Source organism: Acinetobacter sp. ANC 4862 (assembly GCF_004336635.1).
In the GTDB taxonomy this organism is placed as follows: domain Bacteria; phylum Pseudomonadota; class Gammaproteobacteria; order Pseudomonadales; family Moraxellaceae; genus Acinetobacter.
The window spans coordinates 33299-52087 of the sequence record NZ_SJXH01000012.1; the positions used below are offsets into that span (position 1 = coordinate 33299).

The 18789-nt window shown below is 42.3% G+C and carries 13 protein-coding genes; 1 reads left to right on the plus strand and 12 read right to left on the minus strand.

Going from position 1 to position 18789, the window contains the following annotated elements:
- Positions 1 to 46: 46 nt before the first annotated feature.
- The 9 genes from gltB to E0409_RS07410 form a co-directional block, all read right to left on the minus strand.
- Positions 47 to 4522, minus strand: coding sequence for a glutamate synthase large subunit (gene gltB, locus E0409_RS07370; protein WP_131289290.1), 4476 nt, complete (start codon positions 4520 to 4522; stop codon positions 47 to 49).
- Between the two features lie 454 nt (positions 4523 to 4976).
- Positions 4977 to 5822: a hypothetical protein gene (locus E0409_RS07375; protein WP_131289292.1), complete on the minus strand. Its 846-nt coding sequence runs from the start codon at positions 5820 to 5822 to the stop codon at positions 4977 to 4979.
- A gap of 3 nt (positions 5823 to 5825) precedes the next feature.
- A complete protein-coding gene (aroB, locus tag E0409_RS07380; RefSeq protein ID WP_131289295.1) occupies positions 5826 to 6911 on the minus strand; it encodes a 3-dehydroquinate synthase in 1086 nt (361 codons plus the stop codon).
- 17 nt (positions 6912 to 6928) lie between these two features.
- Entirely contained in the window at positions 6929 to 7477 is a 549-nt protein-coding gene (aroK, locus tag E0409_RS07385; protein ID WP_067726822.1) for a shikimate kinase AroK, read from the minus strand.
- Between the two features lie 36 nt (positions 7478 to 7513).
- Complete coding sequence (locus tag E0409_RS07390; protein WP_165541312.1) at positions 7514 to 9628, minus strand: type IV pilus secretin PilQ; 2115 nt, start codon at positions 9626 to 9628, stop codon at positions 7514 to 7516.
- A 61-nt stretch (positions 9629 to 9689) separates the two neighbouring features.
- Positions 9690 to 10217 (minus strand): pilus assembly protein PilP, encoded by a 528-nt coding sequence (locus E0409_RS07395; RefSeq protein WP_131289299.1) that lies wholly within the window; start codon positions 10215 to 10217, stop codon positions 9690 to 9692.
- Positions 10217 to 10942 carry a type IV pilus inner membrane component PilO gene (locus E0409_RS07400; RefSeq protein ID WP_131289301.1) on the minus strand — a complete coding sequence of 242 codons (726 nt, stop codon included), beginning with the start codon at positions 10940 to 10942 and terminating at the stop codon, positions 10217 to 10219. The genes E0409_RS07395 and E0409_RS07400 overlap by 1 nt, the downstream gene beginning before the upstream one ends.
- Complete coding sequence (locus E0409_RS07405; RefSeq protein WP_131289303.1) at positions 10939 to 11580, minus strand: PilN domain-containing protein; 642 nt, start codon at positions 11578 to 11580, stop codon at positions 10939 to 10941. Before E0409_RS07405 ends, E0409_RS07400 begins: the two co-directional genes overlap by 4 nt.
- Positions 11580 to 12641 carry a pilus assembly protein PilM gene (locus tag E0409_RS07410; RefSeq protein WP_131289305.1) on the minus strand — a complete coding sequence of 354 codons (1062 nt, stop codon included), beginning with the start codon at positions 12639 to 12641 and terminating at the stop codon, positions 11580 to 11582. The genes E0409_RS07405 and E0409_RS07410 overlap by 1 nt, the downstream gene beginning before the upstream one ends.
- A 165-nt stretch (positions 12642 to 12806) precedes the next feature.
- On the opposite strand from E0409_RS07410, the gene ponA reads away from it, so the two are divergent.
- Positions 12807 to 15335, plus strand: a complete 2529-nt coding sequence (gene ponA / locus E0409_RS07415; protein WP_131289307.1) for a penicillin-binding protein PBP1a — start codon at positions 12807 to 12809, stop codon at positions 15333 to 15335.
- Between the two features lie 39 nt (positions 15336 to 15374).
- Here ponA and E0409_RS07420 read toward each other — a convergent pair whose 3' ends face one another.
- From E0409_RS07420 to E0409_RS07430, 3 genes are all read right to left on the minus strand, one after another.
- Positions 15375 to 16178 (minus strand): putative RNA methyltransferase, encoded by an 804-nt coding sequence (locus E0409_RS07420; RefSeq protein WP_131289309.1) that lies wholly within the window; start codon positions 16176 to 16178, stop codon positions 15375 to 15377.
- Between the two features lie 81 nt (positions 16179 to 16259).
- A complete protein-coding gene (gene mraY / locus E0409_RS07425; protein ID WP_131289311.1) occupies positions 16260 to 17378 on the minus strand; it encodes a phospho-N-acetylmuramoyl-pentapeptide-transferase in 1119 nt (372 codons plus the stop codon).
- Positions 17378 to 18784 carry a UDP-N-acetylmuramoyl-tripeptide--D-alanyl-D-alanine ligase gene (locus tag E0409_RS07430; RefSeq protein WP_131289313.1) on the minus strand — a complete coding sequence of 469 codons (1407 nt, stop codon included), beginning with the start codon at positions 18782 to 18784 and terminating at the stop codon, positions 17378 to 17380. Before E0409_RS07430 ends, mraY begins: the two co-directional genes overlap by 1 nt.
- Positions 18785 to 18789: the final 5 nt, after the last annotated feature.

The window sequence follows — 18789 nt, forward strand, 5'->3', positions numbered from 1 at the left end:
GTTTATTTATCCGCTACACCTGCCTATCAAATCTGCAGTAGTGGAATTATTGTGGATCAGCTTTAGTCGTTTTCAAAAGCGTTTGCAAATTAGCAGCTTTTGGTTTTACAAGCCAGAATTTACGGCTGTAAAAATCAAACTCATTGCGGATCTTGTACGCCCAAGCACTACCTGTCTCTTTAATGTGTTCATCCAAGATACGAAGCAAGAATTCTTGATGTTCTTCCATCGCTTCTGTAGAGATACGATTTAACTCGATCAACTCATGGTTATAGTGATCCACGAAATCATTATCAAGGTCAAGTACATAAGCAAAACCACCGGTCATACCAGCACCGAAGTTATGACCTACTTTACCCAGTACAGTCACAATACCACCAGTCATATATTCACAACAGTGGTCACCTGCACCTTCAATCACGGCAAATGCACCCGAGTTACGAACCGCAAAACGTTCGCCTGCAGTACCCGCCGCAAAGATTTTACCGCCAGTTGCACCATACAAGCATGTGTTACCAATGATTGCAGTATTTTGAGTTTGGAACGGTGAACCTTTTGGTGGGAAGATGGAGATACGACCACCTGCCATACCTTTACCCACGTAATCGTTGGCATCACCTTCAAGTTTGATATGCAAACCACCGGCATTCCAAACACCGAGTGACTGACCTGCAGTACCTTTCAAATTCATGACTACAGGATGTGTTTCCATACCCAAGTTGCCATAACGACGTGCAATTTCACCTGAAATACGTGCACCAATTGAACGGTCACAATTGACAACATTGTAGTTAAACTCGCCACTCTTACCCGCTTCAATGGTCGGAAGCATTTCATCAACCATTTTCTCAGCCAACAAGCCTTTATCAAATGGTGCATTGCCTTGAACTTCACAATATTGTGCTTTACCTTCAGCAGAAGGATGAGAGGTCAACAATGCACTTAAATCTAGGTGAGCATGTTTGTCTGTATCGCCCGGTAAGACTTCGAGTAAATCTGTACGACCAATCAAGTCTTTCAGGCTTGATACACCTAAAGCCGCTAACCACTCACGAGTTTCTTCTGCAATAAAGTGGAAGAAATTGATCAGCATTTCCGGCTCGCCAATGTAATGCTCTTGACGTAAATGGTCTTGCTGAGTTGCTACCCCGGTTGCACAGTTGTTCAAGTGGCAAATACGCAGATATTTACAACCCAACGCAATCATTGGCGTAGAACCAAAACCGAAGCTTTCTGCACCCAAAATAGCCGCTTTAACCACGTCTAGACCTGTTTTCAAACCACCATCGGTTTGTACGCGTACTTTGCCACGTAGGTCATTTACACGAAGGGCTTGATGCGCTTCAGATAAACCTAACTCCCATGGCGAACCTGCATGGTGAATTGAAGACAATGGAGAGGCCGCAGTACCACCGTCATAACCGGAAATGGTAATGAAGTCGGCATATGCTTTCGCCACACCTGCCGCAATGGTTCCTACACCCGGTTCAGACACCAATTTTACCGACACCATTGCTTGAGGATTGACTTGTTTCAAGTCAAAGATCAATTGCGACAAATCTTCAATTGAGTAAATGTCATGGTGTGGTGGAGGTGAAATCAGGGTTACACCTGGAACGGAATAACGTAAACGTGCAATTAAGCCATTCACTTTACCACCCGGTAACTGACCACCTTCACCCGGTTTCGCACCTTGCGCGACTTTAATCTGCAACACTTCCGCAGAAGTGAGGTACGCTGGTGTCACACCAAAACGACCTGATGCAATTTGTTTGATTTTCGAGTTACGGATAGTGCCATAACGTGCAGGATCTTCACCGCCCTCACCCGAGTTTGAACGACCACCGATGGTATTCATGGCAATCGCAATCGCCTCATGGGCTTCAGGTGACAATGCACCGAGTGACATGCCTGCAGAGTCGAAACGCGGTAAGATTTCTTCAACTGATTCCACTTGATCAAGCGCAATTGAATTATCTGTTTTCAGCTTGAATAAATCACGAATCGTTGCAACCGGACGATTATTCACCAATTCCGCATATTCTTTAAAGTCAGCATAATCACCTGATCGTACTGCCTTATGAAGAGAATTGATCACATCCGGGTTAAATGCATGATATTCCTTGTCGAATACAAATTTCAGTAAACCACCCTGATCAATTGGCTTACGTGCTTTCCACGCATTTTCAGCCAATTTTTTAAGATCATTTTCAAGGTCTGCAAAGGTTGCACCTTTAATACGGCTTGGAACGCCAGTGAAGCATTTATCAACCACTTCATTCGACAAACCAACGGCTTCGAATAACTGACCGCCACGATAAGACGCAACCGTTGAAATACCCATTTTAGAAAGAACTTTTAATAGACCTTTCTCAATCCCTTTACGGAAGTTCGCTTGGGCATGAATTGGGTCACCCAACAATTCACCTTTGGCAATCAAGTCATTGATCACGTCATAGGCCAAATATGGATAAATCGCAGTCGCACCAAAACCTAAGATCACGGCAAATTGGTGCGCATCACGTGCCAAAGCTGTTTCTACAATGATGTTGGCATCGGTACGTAAACCCACTTGAATCAAATGATGGTGAACCGCACCTGTTGCCATGAGTGCATTGGCTGGCAAATAACCTTCACGGATTTTCTTGTCAGAAAGCACCAGTAAAGTTTTGCCATCACGAACTGCTTGAGCTGCTTCCTCACAGATACGTGCAATCGCTGCTTCTAAACCTTCAGTTGCAACATAGTTCAAGTCTATGTCAGCAATTTCGTAACCTTTACGACCCAAAGTACGCATTTGGTGCATTTTTGAATTTGAAAGTACAGGGCTAGAAATAATCAAACGATCTGCATGTTCAGGACTTTGTTCAAATACATTTTGCTCACGGCCCAAGCAAGTCTCTAAAGACATCACGATCGATTCACGCAATGGATCGATTGGCGGGTTGGTGACTTGGGCAAATTGTTGACGGAAGTAATCCGATACATGACGAACCTGACGAGACAATACGGCCATTGGCGTATCATCACCCATTGAACCGACGGCTTCCTGACCGCTTTCTGCGATTGGACGAAGCAATTGATCACGTTCTTCAAACGTCACCATGAACATTTTTTGTGATGCTTTTAGGTCATCGCCTTTTAAGCCTTGATCACATAAATATTCTTCAAGTTCCGGGCTACCTTGTAGGCGAATTGAGTTTTCACGCAACCATTCACGGTAAGGACGCATTTTTTTCAAATGGTTACTAACATCTTGAGTATCAAGCAATTTACCAGTGAGGGTATCAATTACCAAGATTTGACCTGGGCCGACACGACCTTTGGAAATTACGTCTTCAGGTTGATAGCCCCAAACACCAATTTCTGATGCAAGCGTGATGTAACCATTTTTCGTGATGACCCAACGTGCAGGACGCAAACCATTACGATCCAGCATACAAATCGCATGACGACCATCTTGAATCACCAGACCTGCAGGACCATCCCATGCTTCCATATGCTTAGAGTTAAACTCATAGAATGCACGCAGATCGGCATCTAAAGTTTCTACATTCTGCCAAGCTGGTGGAACTAACATGCGTAGCGCACGGAACAGATCCATACCACCACCGACCAGAATTTCCAGCATATTATCCAAACTTGAAGAATCCGAACCGGTACGGTTCACAATTGGATTGAGCTCAGTTAAACCTGGAAGCAATGGGTTTTCAAATTTTGGAACACGTGCCATTGCCCAGTTACGGTTTGCTGTAATGGTGTTAATTTCACCATTGTGTGCAAGATAACGGAACGGCTGCGCTAAAGGCCAACGCGGTAATGTATTGGTCGAGAAACGCTGATGGAAGACCACAATGTGTGATTCCAGACGCGGATCCGCTAAATCTGTATAAAAGTCTGCGATTGCTTCAGGCATCATCAAACCTTTATAGGTGATGACTGTTGAACACAATGTTGTGACATAGAATGAAGGATCATTGCTCAGTAATTGTTCCGCACGACGACGTGCAAGGAATAACTTACGGTTAAATTCAACTTCGGTGACACCCATTGGGCAATTGACAATAATTTGTTCAAATGCCGGCATCGATTGAAGTGCAATTTCACCCAAAGCATCGACATTGGTTGGGATCACACGCCAAGCAAGCACTTTTAAGCCTTCAGATTCGATTTCTTTGGCTAAAACCTGCTTTGAATGTGCTGCAATTGCTGGATCAAGATTTAAAAATACCGTACCGACTGCAAACACTTCACTTAAAGTGATGTCACTGAGTTTTTTTGCTTCTTCACGGAAAAATGCTTTCGGCATAGCCAGCAATAAACCACAACCATCTCCTGTCTTGCCATCTGCGGCAATACCACCACGGTGGGTCATACAACTTAAACTATGAATCGCGGTCTTGACCAAATCATGGCTTGCATCACCCTGCATATGGGCGATTAAACCGAAACCACAGTTATCTTTAAACTCATCCGGTTGGTATAAACCTTGAGCGGGAGCTACAGTATTAGGCGATGGCATGTGCATAGCGTACCCTTCTTCAACATGGCCCATAAAGCGGGCATCTAACAATCAAATATCTTCTTTGCGATTTAGTCCAATTTACTTACACTCAGATCAAGATTGGGCAGAATCATTTTCTTCACATACTAAAGATAATCGCATTTCATCTTCTGTGCATGGATCAATTACAAAAATGTTTTATTGATTTTACGCACTCTTTTAAAGCAGGCAAATTCAGTAACTTCGCACAATCATTGAATCTTTTCGCGCCAAAATAGGGACAATAACTCAATTCATGCACCAATAAAGCAAAAATGATGCCAATTAAAAAAAGACAATGCTAAATGTTTTAAATATAGAAATATTAAAGTTTCATCTGCTTCATCTTATTTTCTTGAAACCAATTTTCGCACTATATTTGTGCATATAGATATTTTTATAACTTACTTTGCTCTATTTTAGAACTCTATTTTTAATTAAATGGATCACTAATTTCAGTTTCTGCTACTTTATTGCCATTTTTTTTCGGTGCAGATTCAACACCAGAATGAGATTGCTGCACATCCACGACATTACCCTCTTCATCACGACGTGTGACCGTTGTGGTTGTGGTTGCTGCTTTAGGATCAACGACTGGTACAGTCGGTTTGGGTTTAGGTGGAACCACAAGACTCTCATCAATGCGCGGCAATGGTGCAGATTTTAAATTGACTGCATAGAGTTTGCTATTCGAACCCATTTCTTCTGCCCCCATGTCATTGACCAAGACTGCATAATTTTCAATCTCATGAACTTGAGGTTGAATAGACTTGGGAAACTGGAATGGCAATTGTTGAAGGGCTTGTTTTGCTTGATCACTATTTCCATAGATGCCATAAAGCAGAACATATTGCTCAATTTGATTTTCACCACTCAGGCGAATATAGAAAAAGTTCTTACGATCGGACTGTTTTTTTAGAAAACTTCGAATCACATCATCTTTGGTCGCTCGAAACAGTTCAATCGTGGCCGCATTTTTATTGTCATTAATAAATTTAGTGCCACGAAACTCTGGTTCATAAGTTGCAGTATTGACCACACGCGTAGTCATTTCCAAAGGACGTACTTCTTTTTGAAGTGCACCAAGAAGGTTGGTTGCAGCAACTTTTTCCGGTTGAATTTGCAATTCAGCTTCAGTTTCAGCAGATTTTTCCACCTCAACTAAAGCATCACTGTCCGTGATTGCCCAAAAAATAAGTGCTGCAAACAGACACACCAACCCACACACTAGCCAGATATAGTTTTGAATACGTTGCCATTGTGTACGGATGGTTGCCATGACTTATGCCTTCTCTTGATTCGCTAAAATCGCTTGTTTCATCAATTCCACATCAAATTCTCTTGTAATTACAGCCTGCCCTAAAGATTTCAACAGTACCAGGCGTAATTGTCCATTCAGCACTTTTTTATCATGTGCCATATATGCGAGGAATTCATCCAGTGGAATAGCTGGGCATTTTACGGGTAAATGGGCACGTTGAATGATTTTTTTTGTACGTTCCAAATCTTCCGCTGAAATCCAGCCCATTCGTTGCGACAAATCCGCAGCCATCACCATACCGGTTGCGACCGCTTCACCGTGTAACCAAACACCATATCCTAAGTAAGACTCGATAGCATGACCAAAGGTATGCCCTAAGTTAAGTAAGGCACGCTCACCTTGTTCTTTTTCATCATTAGCAACGATACGTGCTTTATGTGCACATGAACGGTAAACCGCTTCAGCCAGCAATTCTGAATCACGTCCCACCAAACCATCCATATTTTCTTCGAGCCAGACCAAGAAATCCAGATCACCTAATAAGGCATATTTAATCACTTCTGCCAAACCTGCTGACAGTTCACGATCAGGTAAAGTGCTTAATTGCGCCATATCCGCCAACACCACTTGTGGCTGCTGGAAAGCACCAATCATATTTTTACCCAAGGGATGATTAATGCCAGTTTTCCCACCCACGCTCGAATCCACTTGTGAAAGCAGCGTAGTGGGTACTTGAACAAAATAAACACCTCGTTGAAAACATGCAGATGCAAAACCTGCCATATCCCCAATCACGCCACCACCCAGAGCTAAAACTGTAGCATCACGATTAAACCCTACTTCCAATAAGGCATCAAAAATTAAATTTAAATGTTCAATATTTTTATATTTTTCACCATCAGGCAAAATACATGTTGCAATGGTTTTCCCCAAAGCTTCTATCGCAGTCACATAATGATCCAAATACAGAGGTGCAACCGTTGTATTGGTCACAATCATCACTTGCTTACCTTTAATATAAGGTTCAAGCAAAGATTGTGGATTTAAATCACTGCCAATAAAAATAGGATATCGGCGATCACCGAGTTCAACATGTAAAGTTTGCATGAAATTAAAACCGTTAATTAGACTAAATCTGCTTCTTGAGAAACAATCATATGTAAGATTTTTTGAGCTAAATCACGAGCAGCTCCCTGATTGGTTTCAATAATATAATGCGCAACTTCTCGATATAAAGGATCGCGAAGCGCCAATAAATCACGTAACTTTTGTTCAGGATTTTCAACTTGCAATAAAGGACGGTTTTTATCCCGGTAGGTGCGCTGTAATTGAATTTCGACAGGAGTATATAGATAAACAACGATTCCGCGTTGTTTTAAAAATTCACGATTGGGAGCTTGGGTCACTGCACCACCACCAGTTGCCAGAACCAGTTGTGAACGAGCTGTGAGTTCATCGATCACCATGGTTTCACGGTTACGAAATCCCTTTTCACCTTCTTTTTCAAAAATCCAAGGAATTGTCGCACCTGTTTTCCGTTCAATTTCATGATCACTATCAAGAAACTCACGTCCTAACAGTTCCGCCAAATGTCGACCAACCGTTGTTTTTCCAGCCCCCATTGGCCCTACCAAATAAATATTTGGCAGGGTTTCAAACTCATTGCTTGGCAAGGAGTCACCTATTTATTTTGCTAAATTCAAAATATATTAATGATTTCTTGAAACACTGTCATTAACAATTCGTGGTGTAACAAAAATCAATAGCTCACGTTTATTATCAGACTTGATATCTTTACGGAATAAACGACCTACGTAAGGAATATCACCCAAGAATGGCACCTTAGTTTGACCATTACGGGTTTCTTGTTCAAAAATACCACCGAGTACAACTGTCTCTCCATTATCTACCAGGACATTGGTATTGATTTGATTTTTATTAATCGTCAATTGACCTGTCGGTGTTGGATTTCCTGGAGTATCGCTGGTGATGTTGAGTAGCATTTGAACTTTACCATCAGGTGTAATACTTGGCGTTACATCCAAACTAAGTACAGCATCAATAAATTCAGTGGTTGAAACTGCATTTGCACCACCACCTTCTGATGATTGATATGGAATTTGCGTACCTGATGAAACTTTGGCTGTTTGTTTGTCTGCAGTGAGGACTTTAGGTGTTGAAATCACTTCACCATAGCCGTCTGCTTGCAAGGCAGAAAGTTCTAGATCCAGCATAAAATCAGATAAGCTGATTAAACCAAAGGCAATTTTACCTGCTGCATTAGTTACGCCTAAATCCACATTTAAGTTCTGTGGACGTTGAATCGTATATTTACCATCATCGTCAGGCGTTTTTAAATCCCATAAGGTTGTATCACTACCACCGACCAACAAATCATTATTTTGAGCAATACCTTGCGACAAGATCCCCCACTTCACGCCCATTTCTTTACTAAACTCTGTTGAAGCTCGAACAATACGGGCTTCAACCATCACTTGTTTGACTGGAATATCTAGCAAGTCGACCATTTTCCGGACTTTATCTATATTCTGTGCCGTATCATTAATAATCAGCGTATTGGTACGCGCATCAACAGATATCGTGCCACGTGAACTTAATAAACTTTCATTAGAATTATTATTGTTACTACTATTGCCAGAATTAGAGTTATTTGAAGATTTTGTTTGGGTAATCAGTTTCTCAATATCCGTAACCTTTGCATAGCTTAGTTGCATATACTCGGTTTGCATTGGCGCCAATTTTACACTTTGCTCTATCGCCTTCGCCTGTTCTTCTTCTGCTTTAATTAATTCTGAAACAGGGGCAATCCAGATTACATTACCATTACGGCGTTTATCTAAATTCTTGGTTTTTAGAATAATATCTAATGCCTGATCCCAAGGTACATCCTTTAAGCGTAAAGTAATATTCCCTTGTACTGTATCAGCGGTCACCATATTGATTTCAGTGAAGTCTGCCAATAACTGGAGCACACGACGTACTTCAATATCCTGAAAATCTAGAGAAATCTTTTTACCAGTATAACTATTGGCTGCTTTAGGTTTAAGCGGATTTTTATCTTCAGGTCGTTTTAAACTGATTGTAAGTTTATTGTCTGCCTGATATGCCATATATTCATAGCTACCAGAAGTCTGAATGGTAATTACCCCATTTCCACCATTATTATTTGCATCGATAGTAGAAACTGGCGTTGCAAAATCATTCACATTTAAACGACGCGCCAAATGTGCAGGAACTTTACTGCCTAAAGTACGTACAACAACTTTACTGCCTTGCTGCTGCACATCAACCTGTGTGTTTGTACCGAGCAAATCAATAACAACCTGCCCTTCACCCTGACCACCGCGCTGGAAGCCAATATTGGAAATTCCTTGGGTAGATTTTTGAGCCGCTACCTGCTGAGTAGCAAATGCATTACCCGCAGCTGAATTAATTTTTAAAATAAAAGTATTGCCTTCCACGCGTGTGGTAAAGGCACCGGCATCCGCCAAATTCACCGTTAAACGTGAGCGTTGCGCATCAGAACTCACATCAACAGAACTGGCTTCTTTGGTTGCAACTGCAATGCTATTTTGCTTTAAATTTTGCTGTGCTTTATCAAAATCCAGAATCAGACGTGATGGCTGCTCTAACTGATAAGCTTGCGGCTGCGGAGGTAAGCCATTAAACATGACACGAATTTCTGTACCCTGACCTGCAATTTGCATAGGCACAATATTGGTAATACTGACTTGTGCATTGGCAACTTGCATTACTGCGATTGCAACCGCACCCATAGAAAATTGACGGAACAAATGGTTCATTGTATTGCCATCCCCAAATATAAAATCTTTCAAACTGTTATTCATTTTTATTCCTTTAAACTTAAGGCGCTGGTCCAATTAATATCAGACTTCTTGGACGCTCTACATATCCTTCCCGCCCATCTGGAATAATTTCCACTAGATCGATTTGTGTTGGCGTGATATTCACTACACGACCATGATTCACACCCATGTAGCTACCACGCTGCACGCGCTCTATTTCGCCATCGGGTGTTTGAATTAATGCCAGGATCTGCCCCGACTGGCTACGCATACTTCCCTTCATATTCAAGGATTCGATAGCATAGCTTTCTAAAGGTTGCAGTGGACGTGACAAGTTAGGATAGACACGTTTTCCTGCCATAATTCTCAATTCAGCAGCAAGTGAGCTCGGCAAAAAAGGGCTTTTCAGCTGATGGGCTGCATAGTCAAATGTTGGCACAGGTGGAAAAACCGGTGCCGGATCGATCGGTAATGGCGGTTGATTACGAATACTTGCCATTTGCTCATTGACCGCATCAATACGAGAATCACACCCCACCAATAACAAGCCGAATATCAGGCTTAAAGTCATTTTTTCTATTTTCATTACTGTGCCCCCCCAGCTGTAGCAGTTGAATTCGCATCTGCTGCTTGAGTATCCGTAGCACCGATATAACGATAGGTTTTGGCTTTAACATTATAGGTAATTTGAGGAATATCGGTTTTTTTCTCTTTATTTTCCGTACCTGTAATATCAAAATCATGCAAGGTGACAATACGCGGAAGCGCTGCTATGCCACTTACAAAAGAACCAAAGGCATGATAATCACCAGTTGCTTCAATAGAAATGGGCTGTTCAATAAAGAACTCTTGCTTAATTTCATTTTCTAAACGGATATTTTTAAATTTCAGACCTGAATTTACCCCACTGACGTTGATATCTTCAACCAGTCCGGGGATTTCAGTTTCTTTAGGTAATTGTTCGAGTTGCTGATTAAAATTCGCTTCCATTTCCTGTAACTGCGCTTGCAACTGTTGCAAATTGCGAAGCTTTGAATCTTTTTCACGAAACTCATTCAGTAAATTTTGTTCTTGAGCATTGGCATTGGAAATTGCGTCTATTTGACCTTTAATCAGCGCAAAATAACCCAGAATACCAATCATCATCATAATTAAAATCCAGCAAGTGATTTTAACGGATAATGGCCAACTGCCATAATTATTTGGATCCAAGGTGTTGAACTGCTGAAGAAACTTATCTAAGGTCATCTTCTTTTTATGCGTAGCAACACCTTCATTTGGATTTAATTCATCAAATTCATCGAGACTCATTGTGCTGCCCCCGCTGTTGAATTAGCTGTATTTTGTGGTGCTTCAGGTGTCGTCGGTTGTGCAATTTCATCCAGGTCAGCAGTAATGACGAATGAACCATAACCTTCTTCAATACGAGGTACGATCGAACTTGCCACTTTATCTTTCTTCTCTTCAACAGCTAAAAAAGAATTCATAAATGCGTTTCTGTACCAAGCTGATGCTTCCAAACTACGCAAGAATTCTGCAACCGTATTCGGACTTTCCGCTTTACCTTCAATGGTAAATTTATCCCCTGTACGGGCAAATTTGGTAATGTACAAATTGCTTGGCGTAACCCGTACCATTTCGTCAATGAGGCGAACCGCAATGGGGCGTTGTCCTTGTAAACCTTGAATCAGCTTCATGCGCTCAATAATTGCATTGCGTTGAGCTTCTAAACCTTCTAAGGATTTCAATTGCACATCAAGGTTTTGATTGGTACTGGTAATCAGTTGATTCGCTTGTTCTTGATCTTCAAGTTTATGGTCATAGAAGAACCAGGCCAATCCGACCGCTAAAGCCCCGATTAATGCCATCCCAATACAAATGGTAATAAATTCTTTTTTTCGTCTCTCTCTTAGCTCATCACGCCAAGGGAGCAGGTTAATTCTCGCCATTAATCAAAACTCCTCAATGCCAAACCACATGCCACCATGAGTGAGGAAGCATCATTCTCTATCTTTTTAATATCAATTTGTGGAGAAAAGCCCATTTGTAAAAATGGGTTGGCAATAGTCACACGATAACCAAGTTTTTGTTGTAGTAGCTTCGCGAGCCCCGGAATATTGGCATTACCTCCTGCCAATAAAATATGATCGATCTCATTAAACTGTGAAGATGAGAAAAAGAACTGTAATGATCTTGCTGCCTGCTGAACCACTGCTTCCAAGAAGGGTTCTAAAACCTCAACATCATAATCATCTGGTAATGAACGGCTTTTCTTGGCACGACCGGCTTCTTCAAAAGACAAACCATAGCGGTTTTGAATTTCTTGAGTGAGCTGTTTGCCGCCAAACACCTGCTCGCGCGTATAAATTACCTTATTGTTTTGCATCACAGATAAGGTCGTCATGGTATGACCGATATCTAAAATACCTACAGTATTCACACCCATAGGCAAAGTATCGGAAAACACTTGATAGGCATTTTCGATCGCAAAACTTTCAACATCAGCAGTTTTTGGTGTTAAGCCAGCAAGCTCTAAAACTTCTGAACGTGCTTCAACATTTTCAATACGGGTGGCAACTAAAAGCACATTCACCCGATTCGGGTTTGCCAAACGCTCAGGCAACACCTCAAAATCAAGACTCGCTTCATCCAATGGGAAAGGAATATATTGCTCAGCGTCCATACGAATTTGAACTTCTCGTTCATCGTCCGTCATATCTGCATCCATCTCAATCGTTTTGGTAATCACCATTGAAGTCGGAATTGCAAGTGCTGCAGCTGTGGATTGGGTATTTGCTAGATTGAGTGCTCGCTCTAATGCATCTGCTACCGCCTCTGGATTCAATATATTTTTTTCGACAACACTACCTTCAGGCAAAGGCACCAGCGCATAGCTTTCCACCCAATACCTGTTACCGCTTTTAACAGAAAGTTCCAACAACTTAACAGAAGTAGAACTAATATCTACTCCAATTAACCCCTTATTCGGCTTACGATATAACCTGAGCACTATATAATTCCTATTATTTTTTTATCCCCAATAAAAGTAACCTACTAATCAGTGTTGGTCTATAATTTTATACAGATACAATAACGCATCTAACAATCTGTATGTGTAAAGGCTATACTGACCGCCAATTAGTTTGCCATTAGCTCTTATTAAAACTTACTTGTTATGAAAAAGCTATCTCGTTCGGGCCATGTTCATCCATTTTTTTTGATCATAATTATAGCCTTGGTCGCAATTCCGATGGGATTCTATGGCATGTATCTCTATATTGCCCCATCTTTACCTAAAATGACCACTTTAAAAAAGGCGCCGTTACTCAAGCCTTTGCAGGTGTATAGTGCCGATAATGAGCTAATTGCAGAGTATGGTGGCAAGCTATCCGTCCCTGTAGAATACAAACAAATTCCCAAACCATTCATCTCTGCCTTCCTTGCAGCAGAGGATTCCTCTTTCTTTGAGCATAGTGGTATTAGTTTTAAAAGCTTAGGACGAGCAGTCAGTGAAACAGTCACGGGATCAAATGTGCAAACGGGTGGTTCAACCATCACCATGCAGGTGGCAAAAAATTATTATTTAAGTCCTGAACGTACACTCAAACGCAAACTGACTGAAATTTTCCTTGCGCGCAAAATAGAACAAAACTTAACCAAAGAGGAAATTTTAACACTGTATGTGAATAAAATTTTCTTGGGAAAAAATGCCTACGGTATTGCTGCAGCAGCAAAAATTTATTACAACAAAAATCTGGATCAGCTGAGTATTGCCCAAATGGCAATGATTTCTGGTCTACCCAAAGCGCCCTCTAAATATAATCCTGTAGTCAACCCAACACGCGCGTTAGAACGTCGTAACTGGATTCTTGGACGTATGCTGCAATTGGGTTATATCAACCAGTCACAGTATCAAAAAGCCATTGCCGAACCCGTCAACCTCGATATGCCAGACCGTGGAATCAATAACAAATATCCCTATGTCGGGGAAATGGTACGCTCGGAACTGGTTGAAAAATTTGGCGAACAAGCCATTGATTCTGGTTATAAAGTTTATACAACCGTCGACAGCAAGCGCCAAGCTTATGCAGAACAGGCAGTACAAGAAGGTTTAGAGGCTTACGATCGTCGCCATGGTTGGCGCGGTGCTGAAGCAAACGACAAACCACTTACTGAATTCAGTGCTTATGCAAACACCTATCCCGCGAAAGTCATTAAAGTAGACAGAAATTCTTTTGAAGCACTGATGCAAGATGGGTCTACAGTGACCGTGCCATGGTCAGGGATGTCATGGGCTTATCCTTATAGAAATGCCAACAGTGTTGGCCCTGCTCCACGTCAAGCTTCTCAAATTGTTAAAGTTAAAGATATTATTCGATTACGTCCTAATGACAATAAAACTTCATGGGCACTTGTTCAAATTCCTAAAGCTCAAGGGCAACTGATTGCAATCAACCCGAATAACGGTGCAATTGAAGCCATTGTCGGGGGATATAATTTTTATCAATCCAAATTCAATCGTGCGCTACAAGGCTGGCGTCAACCGGGTTCAACCATTAAGCCATTTGTATATGCTTTGGCACTCGAACGCGGTATGACCCCTTATAGCATGGTCAATGATAGCCCGATTACGATTGGCAAATGGTCACCGAAAAACTCGGATGGTCGTTATTTAGGGATGATTCCTTTACGTCGTGCCTTGTATTTATCACGAAATACTGTTTCTGTGCGATTATTACAAACTGTCGGGATTGAACGTACACGCCAATTATTCATGGATTTTGGTCTACATGAAGATCAAATCCCGCGTAACTACACCATTGCTCTAGGTACACCACAAGTTCTCCCAATTCAAATGGCAACCGGTTATGCAACTTTTGCCAATGGGGGTTACCGTATTCAGCCACATTTTATTGATCGTATTGAAGATGCTTATGGCAAAGTGATTTACCAAAGCAATCCAGAATATGCTTGTATTTCTTGTATCAATCAAAATGATGCAGAACTAGAATCAGCTGAACCCGTGACCCCAGATGACGAAGTGATTGAGGTCACCAATCAAACCTTGCAAGCAGAAAAAGAACTGGCTCAACTGCAATTAGATGAGTCAAAAAGCCAATATCGCCAAGCACAGCGCATTTTAAAATCAAGCTCTGCTTATGACATGGCCAACATTCTGCGTGATGTAATTCAACAGGGTACCGGTCGTGCAGCCCTTAAAATTGGTCGTGATGATATTGGCGGTAAAACCGGTACCACCAATGATGCCAAAGATGCCTGGTTTGCTGGATTTAATGGCAAATTAGTGACTGTGGCTTGGGTCGGTTTCGACCAACCCACCACACTCGGTCGTCGTGAATATGGTGGTGTTGCAGCTTTACCGATCTGGACCAACTTTATGGGTAATGCCTTAAAAGGCACACCAGCAGCGTGGGTACATTTTGATAAAAATGCCAAAGCACCGACCAGCCGAAACCAGACGGTAACGATTGGTGAACCTGTCAAAGAGGATCGCTCTTCCCCGCCATTGGCCCGCCCATTGTATCGTCCAGCACCTGTTGCCCCAGTGCGAACACCTGAACATGACTTTGATGATTTGCCTGGAGAAGAAATACCGACTCCAGATCATACAGATTCCTCAAACACACAAAAACAAAATAATAAACCGGATGCACTTGAACGTTTAATTGATGTATTTCAATAAAGCAATAAAAAGCCCTCAAATGAGGGCTTTTTATTTGGCTTATTTCTTTTTAAACACATAAATTTGGAACTGCCCTTTTAACTCAAAATTATCGTTCTGCTCTAAAGCCTGACGACGTTCCGGTTTTGCTTTATAAGCATACGGGGTCATGGCAATCAGGTTTTTCAAGTCCGCTTGTTGTACCGTAAAAGGCGCATCCACCACGCTTTGATCTACCAATTCAAAAGCATCTGCCAATTGATCAACGAACTTTTGCGATTCATGTGGGTTCACTTCTTCAAACAATGCTTCACGCATCGCATATAAGTGTTCAGTTGCAGGAGTCACTACCATCAAATAGGCATTGGGCTTCAATACACGCAATATTTCCTGCTTTGGAATAGGACTAAATAAACTAGTGCATAAGTCAATTGAAGCATCTAAAACAGGAAGTGTTGCACCGGTTCCCACCACCCAGGTCACTTTTTTATTCAACTTGGCCGCAACCTGTACTGCATTTTTAGCGATATCCACTCCCACACATTGCAGCACTTCAGCCTGCATGGCATTGGTGTAATACCCTTCACCACAGCCAATATCGAGCAGGTTTTCAATACGTAACTCACGAATTTTCTCTATCACCGCCTGTTGCAATGGCGCATAGAAACCAGCACTTAAAAATGCCCGGCGTGCCTGCACCGATTCCACGGTATCCCCTGGATTTTTGCTATGTTTATGCTGTACCACATGTAAATTCACATATCCCTGTTTTGCCATGTCATAACTGTGGTTATTGATACAGCGCCATGTTTTCTCGGTCAGCTTGAGGGCTTCACGGCATACAGGACACATCAGCAGATTCATATTTTTCTCCAGTGCCTAAAATCAGGCGATAAAAAAAGCCGGCAGATGTGGGAGCAAATGCCGGCTTTTTCGAATATTTGCTTAACGCAATTTTAAGGTCATTAAGCCTAAAACTACCAGCATAATCGTGATAATCCAGAAACGAATCACCACCTGGGTTTCACGCCAGCCTTTTTTCTCATAATGATGATGCAGCGGCGCCATCAAGAATACACGTTTGTTACGCATACGCAGTGATCCAATTTGCAGGAATACCGAAATAGCTTCGACCACAAACACACCACCCATAATCGCAAAGACGATTTCTTGGCGAACCATTACAGCAATTGTACCCAGCATCGCCCCCAAAGATAATGCACCGACATCACCCATGAAGACTTGAGCTGGATGTGCGTTATACCAAAGAAAGGCTAAGCCCGCACCAATCATTGCAGCACAGATTACCACCAATTCAGATGAATATTTCACATAAGGCATATGTAGGTAATTGGCAAAACGCACATCACCCGCAAGGTAGGCAAACACCCCCAAACCTGCAGCAACCAAGACGATAGGCATAATCGCCAAACCATCCAGACCGTCAGTCAGGTTAACTGCATTGGATGCACCGTTAATCACCAGATAAGTAAAGATAATAAAACCGATACCCAGCGGAATGGCTGAAAAAGGAATACTGATGTTTTTAAAGAATGGAATCAACAGATCCAGCATATTCGCGGTATGCACAGGATTCGCCTGTTGGGTCGCAATCACATACAATGCAATACCAGCACCTAAAGAACCCACTGAAGTCCAGAAGAATTTTTTTCGTGCAGGCAAGCCAGCATTGTCTTTATAACGAACTTTAATCCAGTCATCTGCCCAACCTACGGCACCAAAGATCACCATCACCCCAAGCACAATCCAGACATAAGGATTGGATAAATCGGCCCAAAGCAAGGTGGATATCCCGATCGAGAGCAGGATCAAAATCCCGCCCATGGTTGGTGTACCCATTTTCTTGGCATGACCTTCAGGAGCAAAAGAACTGACTGCCTGACCATATTTGAGTGCTTGTAGCTTACGGATCATCACCGGGCCCATGACCAGTCCAATGGTCAGTGCGGTTAAGACACTGAGCAAAGCACGTAATGTTAAATAACGAACGACCTGAAACGAGCTGTTGTAGCCCGCAAGTTGTTCAAATAGCCACAACAGCATTAAAGTTTCTCCATCAAATCAGCCATCAATGTTTCCATGTGGGTATAACGAGAACCTTTAAACAGGAAACTCATGGATTGAGGTTGATGTGTTTCAATTAGACTCAGTAAGAAAGGCAAAGCTTGCTCCTGTGTCAGGAAAGCCTGCATTTTTTTACCATATTGGGTACTGCGTGCCCCTTCTTGTGTGGCAGGTGAAAATTCACCTACCGCCACCACAAAATTGACACCTGTTGCGACAAGATCCCGACCCAACATATAGTGTTGTTGTGCCGCACTTGCGCCTAATTCACCGATATCACCAATCACCATCACTTTCACCCCGTCTTGCTGAGCAAGTACTTCAGCTGCTGCACGCATCGAGGTTGGGTTGGCGTTGTAGGTATCATCAATAAATAAATGTTTTTTAGCTGGAATAAAATTCAGGCGACCTTTGGCACCGGTTGCCTGTTCTAAACCTGTCACAATATCATCCAAAGCAATACCAATCGCGAGTGCAAAAGCAGTCGCAGCCGTGGCATTTTGGACATTATGTTCGCCGGCAAACGGAAGATTCACCTGACGAATACCTTGCGGTGTGTTTAATGTGAATGTAGAGGATTGCGGATGTAATTCAATTTCTGTGGTAAAAACATCACCATTTTCACCAAAGCTTAATACCTGTTCGGTTTGTACGGCTTGACGAATCGGTTCTGCAAAATCATCTGCAGCAGGAACAATCGATGTACCTGTTTTGGCGATATGTGCATAAATTTCAGATTTAGCCCGGCAGATGCCCTCACGCCCACCAAATTCCCCCAAATGTGCAGTACCAATGTTAATGATCCCTGCTACATGCGGTTGAACCAGATTCGAGGTGTAATCAATTTCCCCCTGATGACTTGCACCCAATTCCATCACTGCATATTGATGTTCAGCGCGAAGCTCGATCAACATCACTGGCACACCCAAATCATTATTTAAGTTACCGCGAGTAATCAGCGTCGGTGCCAAGCGCGATAAAATACTACCGAGCATTTCTTTAGTCGTGGTTTTACCGCTACTACCCGTCAGCGCAATCACTTTCACTTGTGAGTTTTGTGCGCGACGATAAGCCCCTAAATGACCGAGGGCCAAACGCGTGTCTTCAACCACGAGTTGACAAATATCTGCATCAACAGGATGACTGACAATGGCAATTTCACAACCATTTGCCGCAACTTGAGCAACAAAATCATGTGCATCAAAGCGTTCACCTTGCAGAGCTAAAAAAGCATCGGCTTTTTCAGCATCACGCGAATCCGTCAAAATCCGTTTAATTTCGCCTTGAGGCACTTTCTCATTCAACCAGTAACCTTGGGTGGCATCAGCAAGCTGTGCAGCTGTCCACGGCTCTAAAGGCACTGTACTGGTAGTCGATGTATGCATTTTTG

What these genes read in the sequence shown, in the direction of transcription:
- gltB (WP_131289290.1), bottom strand. Translation starts at nt 4,522, where the DNA reads ATGCCATCGCCTAATACTGTAGCTCCCGCTCAAGGTTTATACCAACCG.
- E0409_RS07375 (WP_131289292.1), bottom strand. Translation starts at nt 5,822, where the DNA reads ATGGCAACCATCCGTACACAATGGCAACGTATTCAAAACTATATCTGG.
- aroB (WP_131289295.1), bottom strand. Translation starts at nt 6,911, where the DNA reads ATGCAAACTTTACATGTTGAACTCGGTGATCGCCGATATCCTATTTTT.
- E0409_RS07390 (WP_165541312.1), bottom strand. Translation starts at nt 9,628, where the DNA reads ATGAACCATTTGTTCCGTCAATTTTCTATGGGTGCGGTTGCAATCGCA.
- E0409_RS07395 (WP_131289299.1), bottom strand. Translation starts at nt 10,217, where the DNA reads ATGAAAATAGAAAAAATGACTTTAAGCCTGATATTCGGCTTGTTATTG.
- E0409_RS07400 (WP_131289301.1), bottom strand. Translation starts at nt 10,942, where the DNA reads ATGAGTCTCGATGAATTTGATGAATTAAATCCAAATGAAGGTGTTGCT.
- E0409_RS07405 (WP_131289303.1), bottom strand. Translation starts at nt 11,580, where the DNA reads ATGGCGAGAATTAACCTGCTCCCTTGGCGTGATGAGCTAAGAGAGAGA.
- ponA (WP_131289307.1), top strand. Translation starts at nt 12,807, where the DNA reads ATGAAAAAGCTATCTCGTTCGGGCCATGTTCATCCATTTTTTTTGATC.
- E0409_RS07420 (WP_131289309.1), bottom strand. Translation starts at nt 16,178, where the DNA reads ATGAATCTGCTGATGTGTCCTGTATGCCGTGAAGCCCTCAAGCTGACC.
- mraY (WP_131289311.1), bottom strand. Translation starts at nt 17,378, where the DNA reads ATGCTGTTGTGGCTATTTGAACAACTTGCGGGCTACAACAGCTCGTTT.
- E0409_RS07430 (WP_131289313.1), bottom strand. Translation starts at nt 18,784, where the DNA reads ATGCATACATCGACTACCAGTACAGTGCCTTTAGAGCCGTGGACAGCT.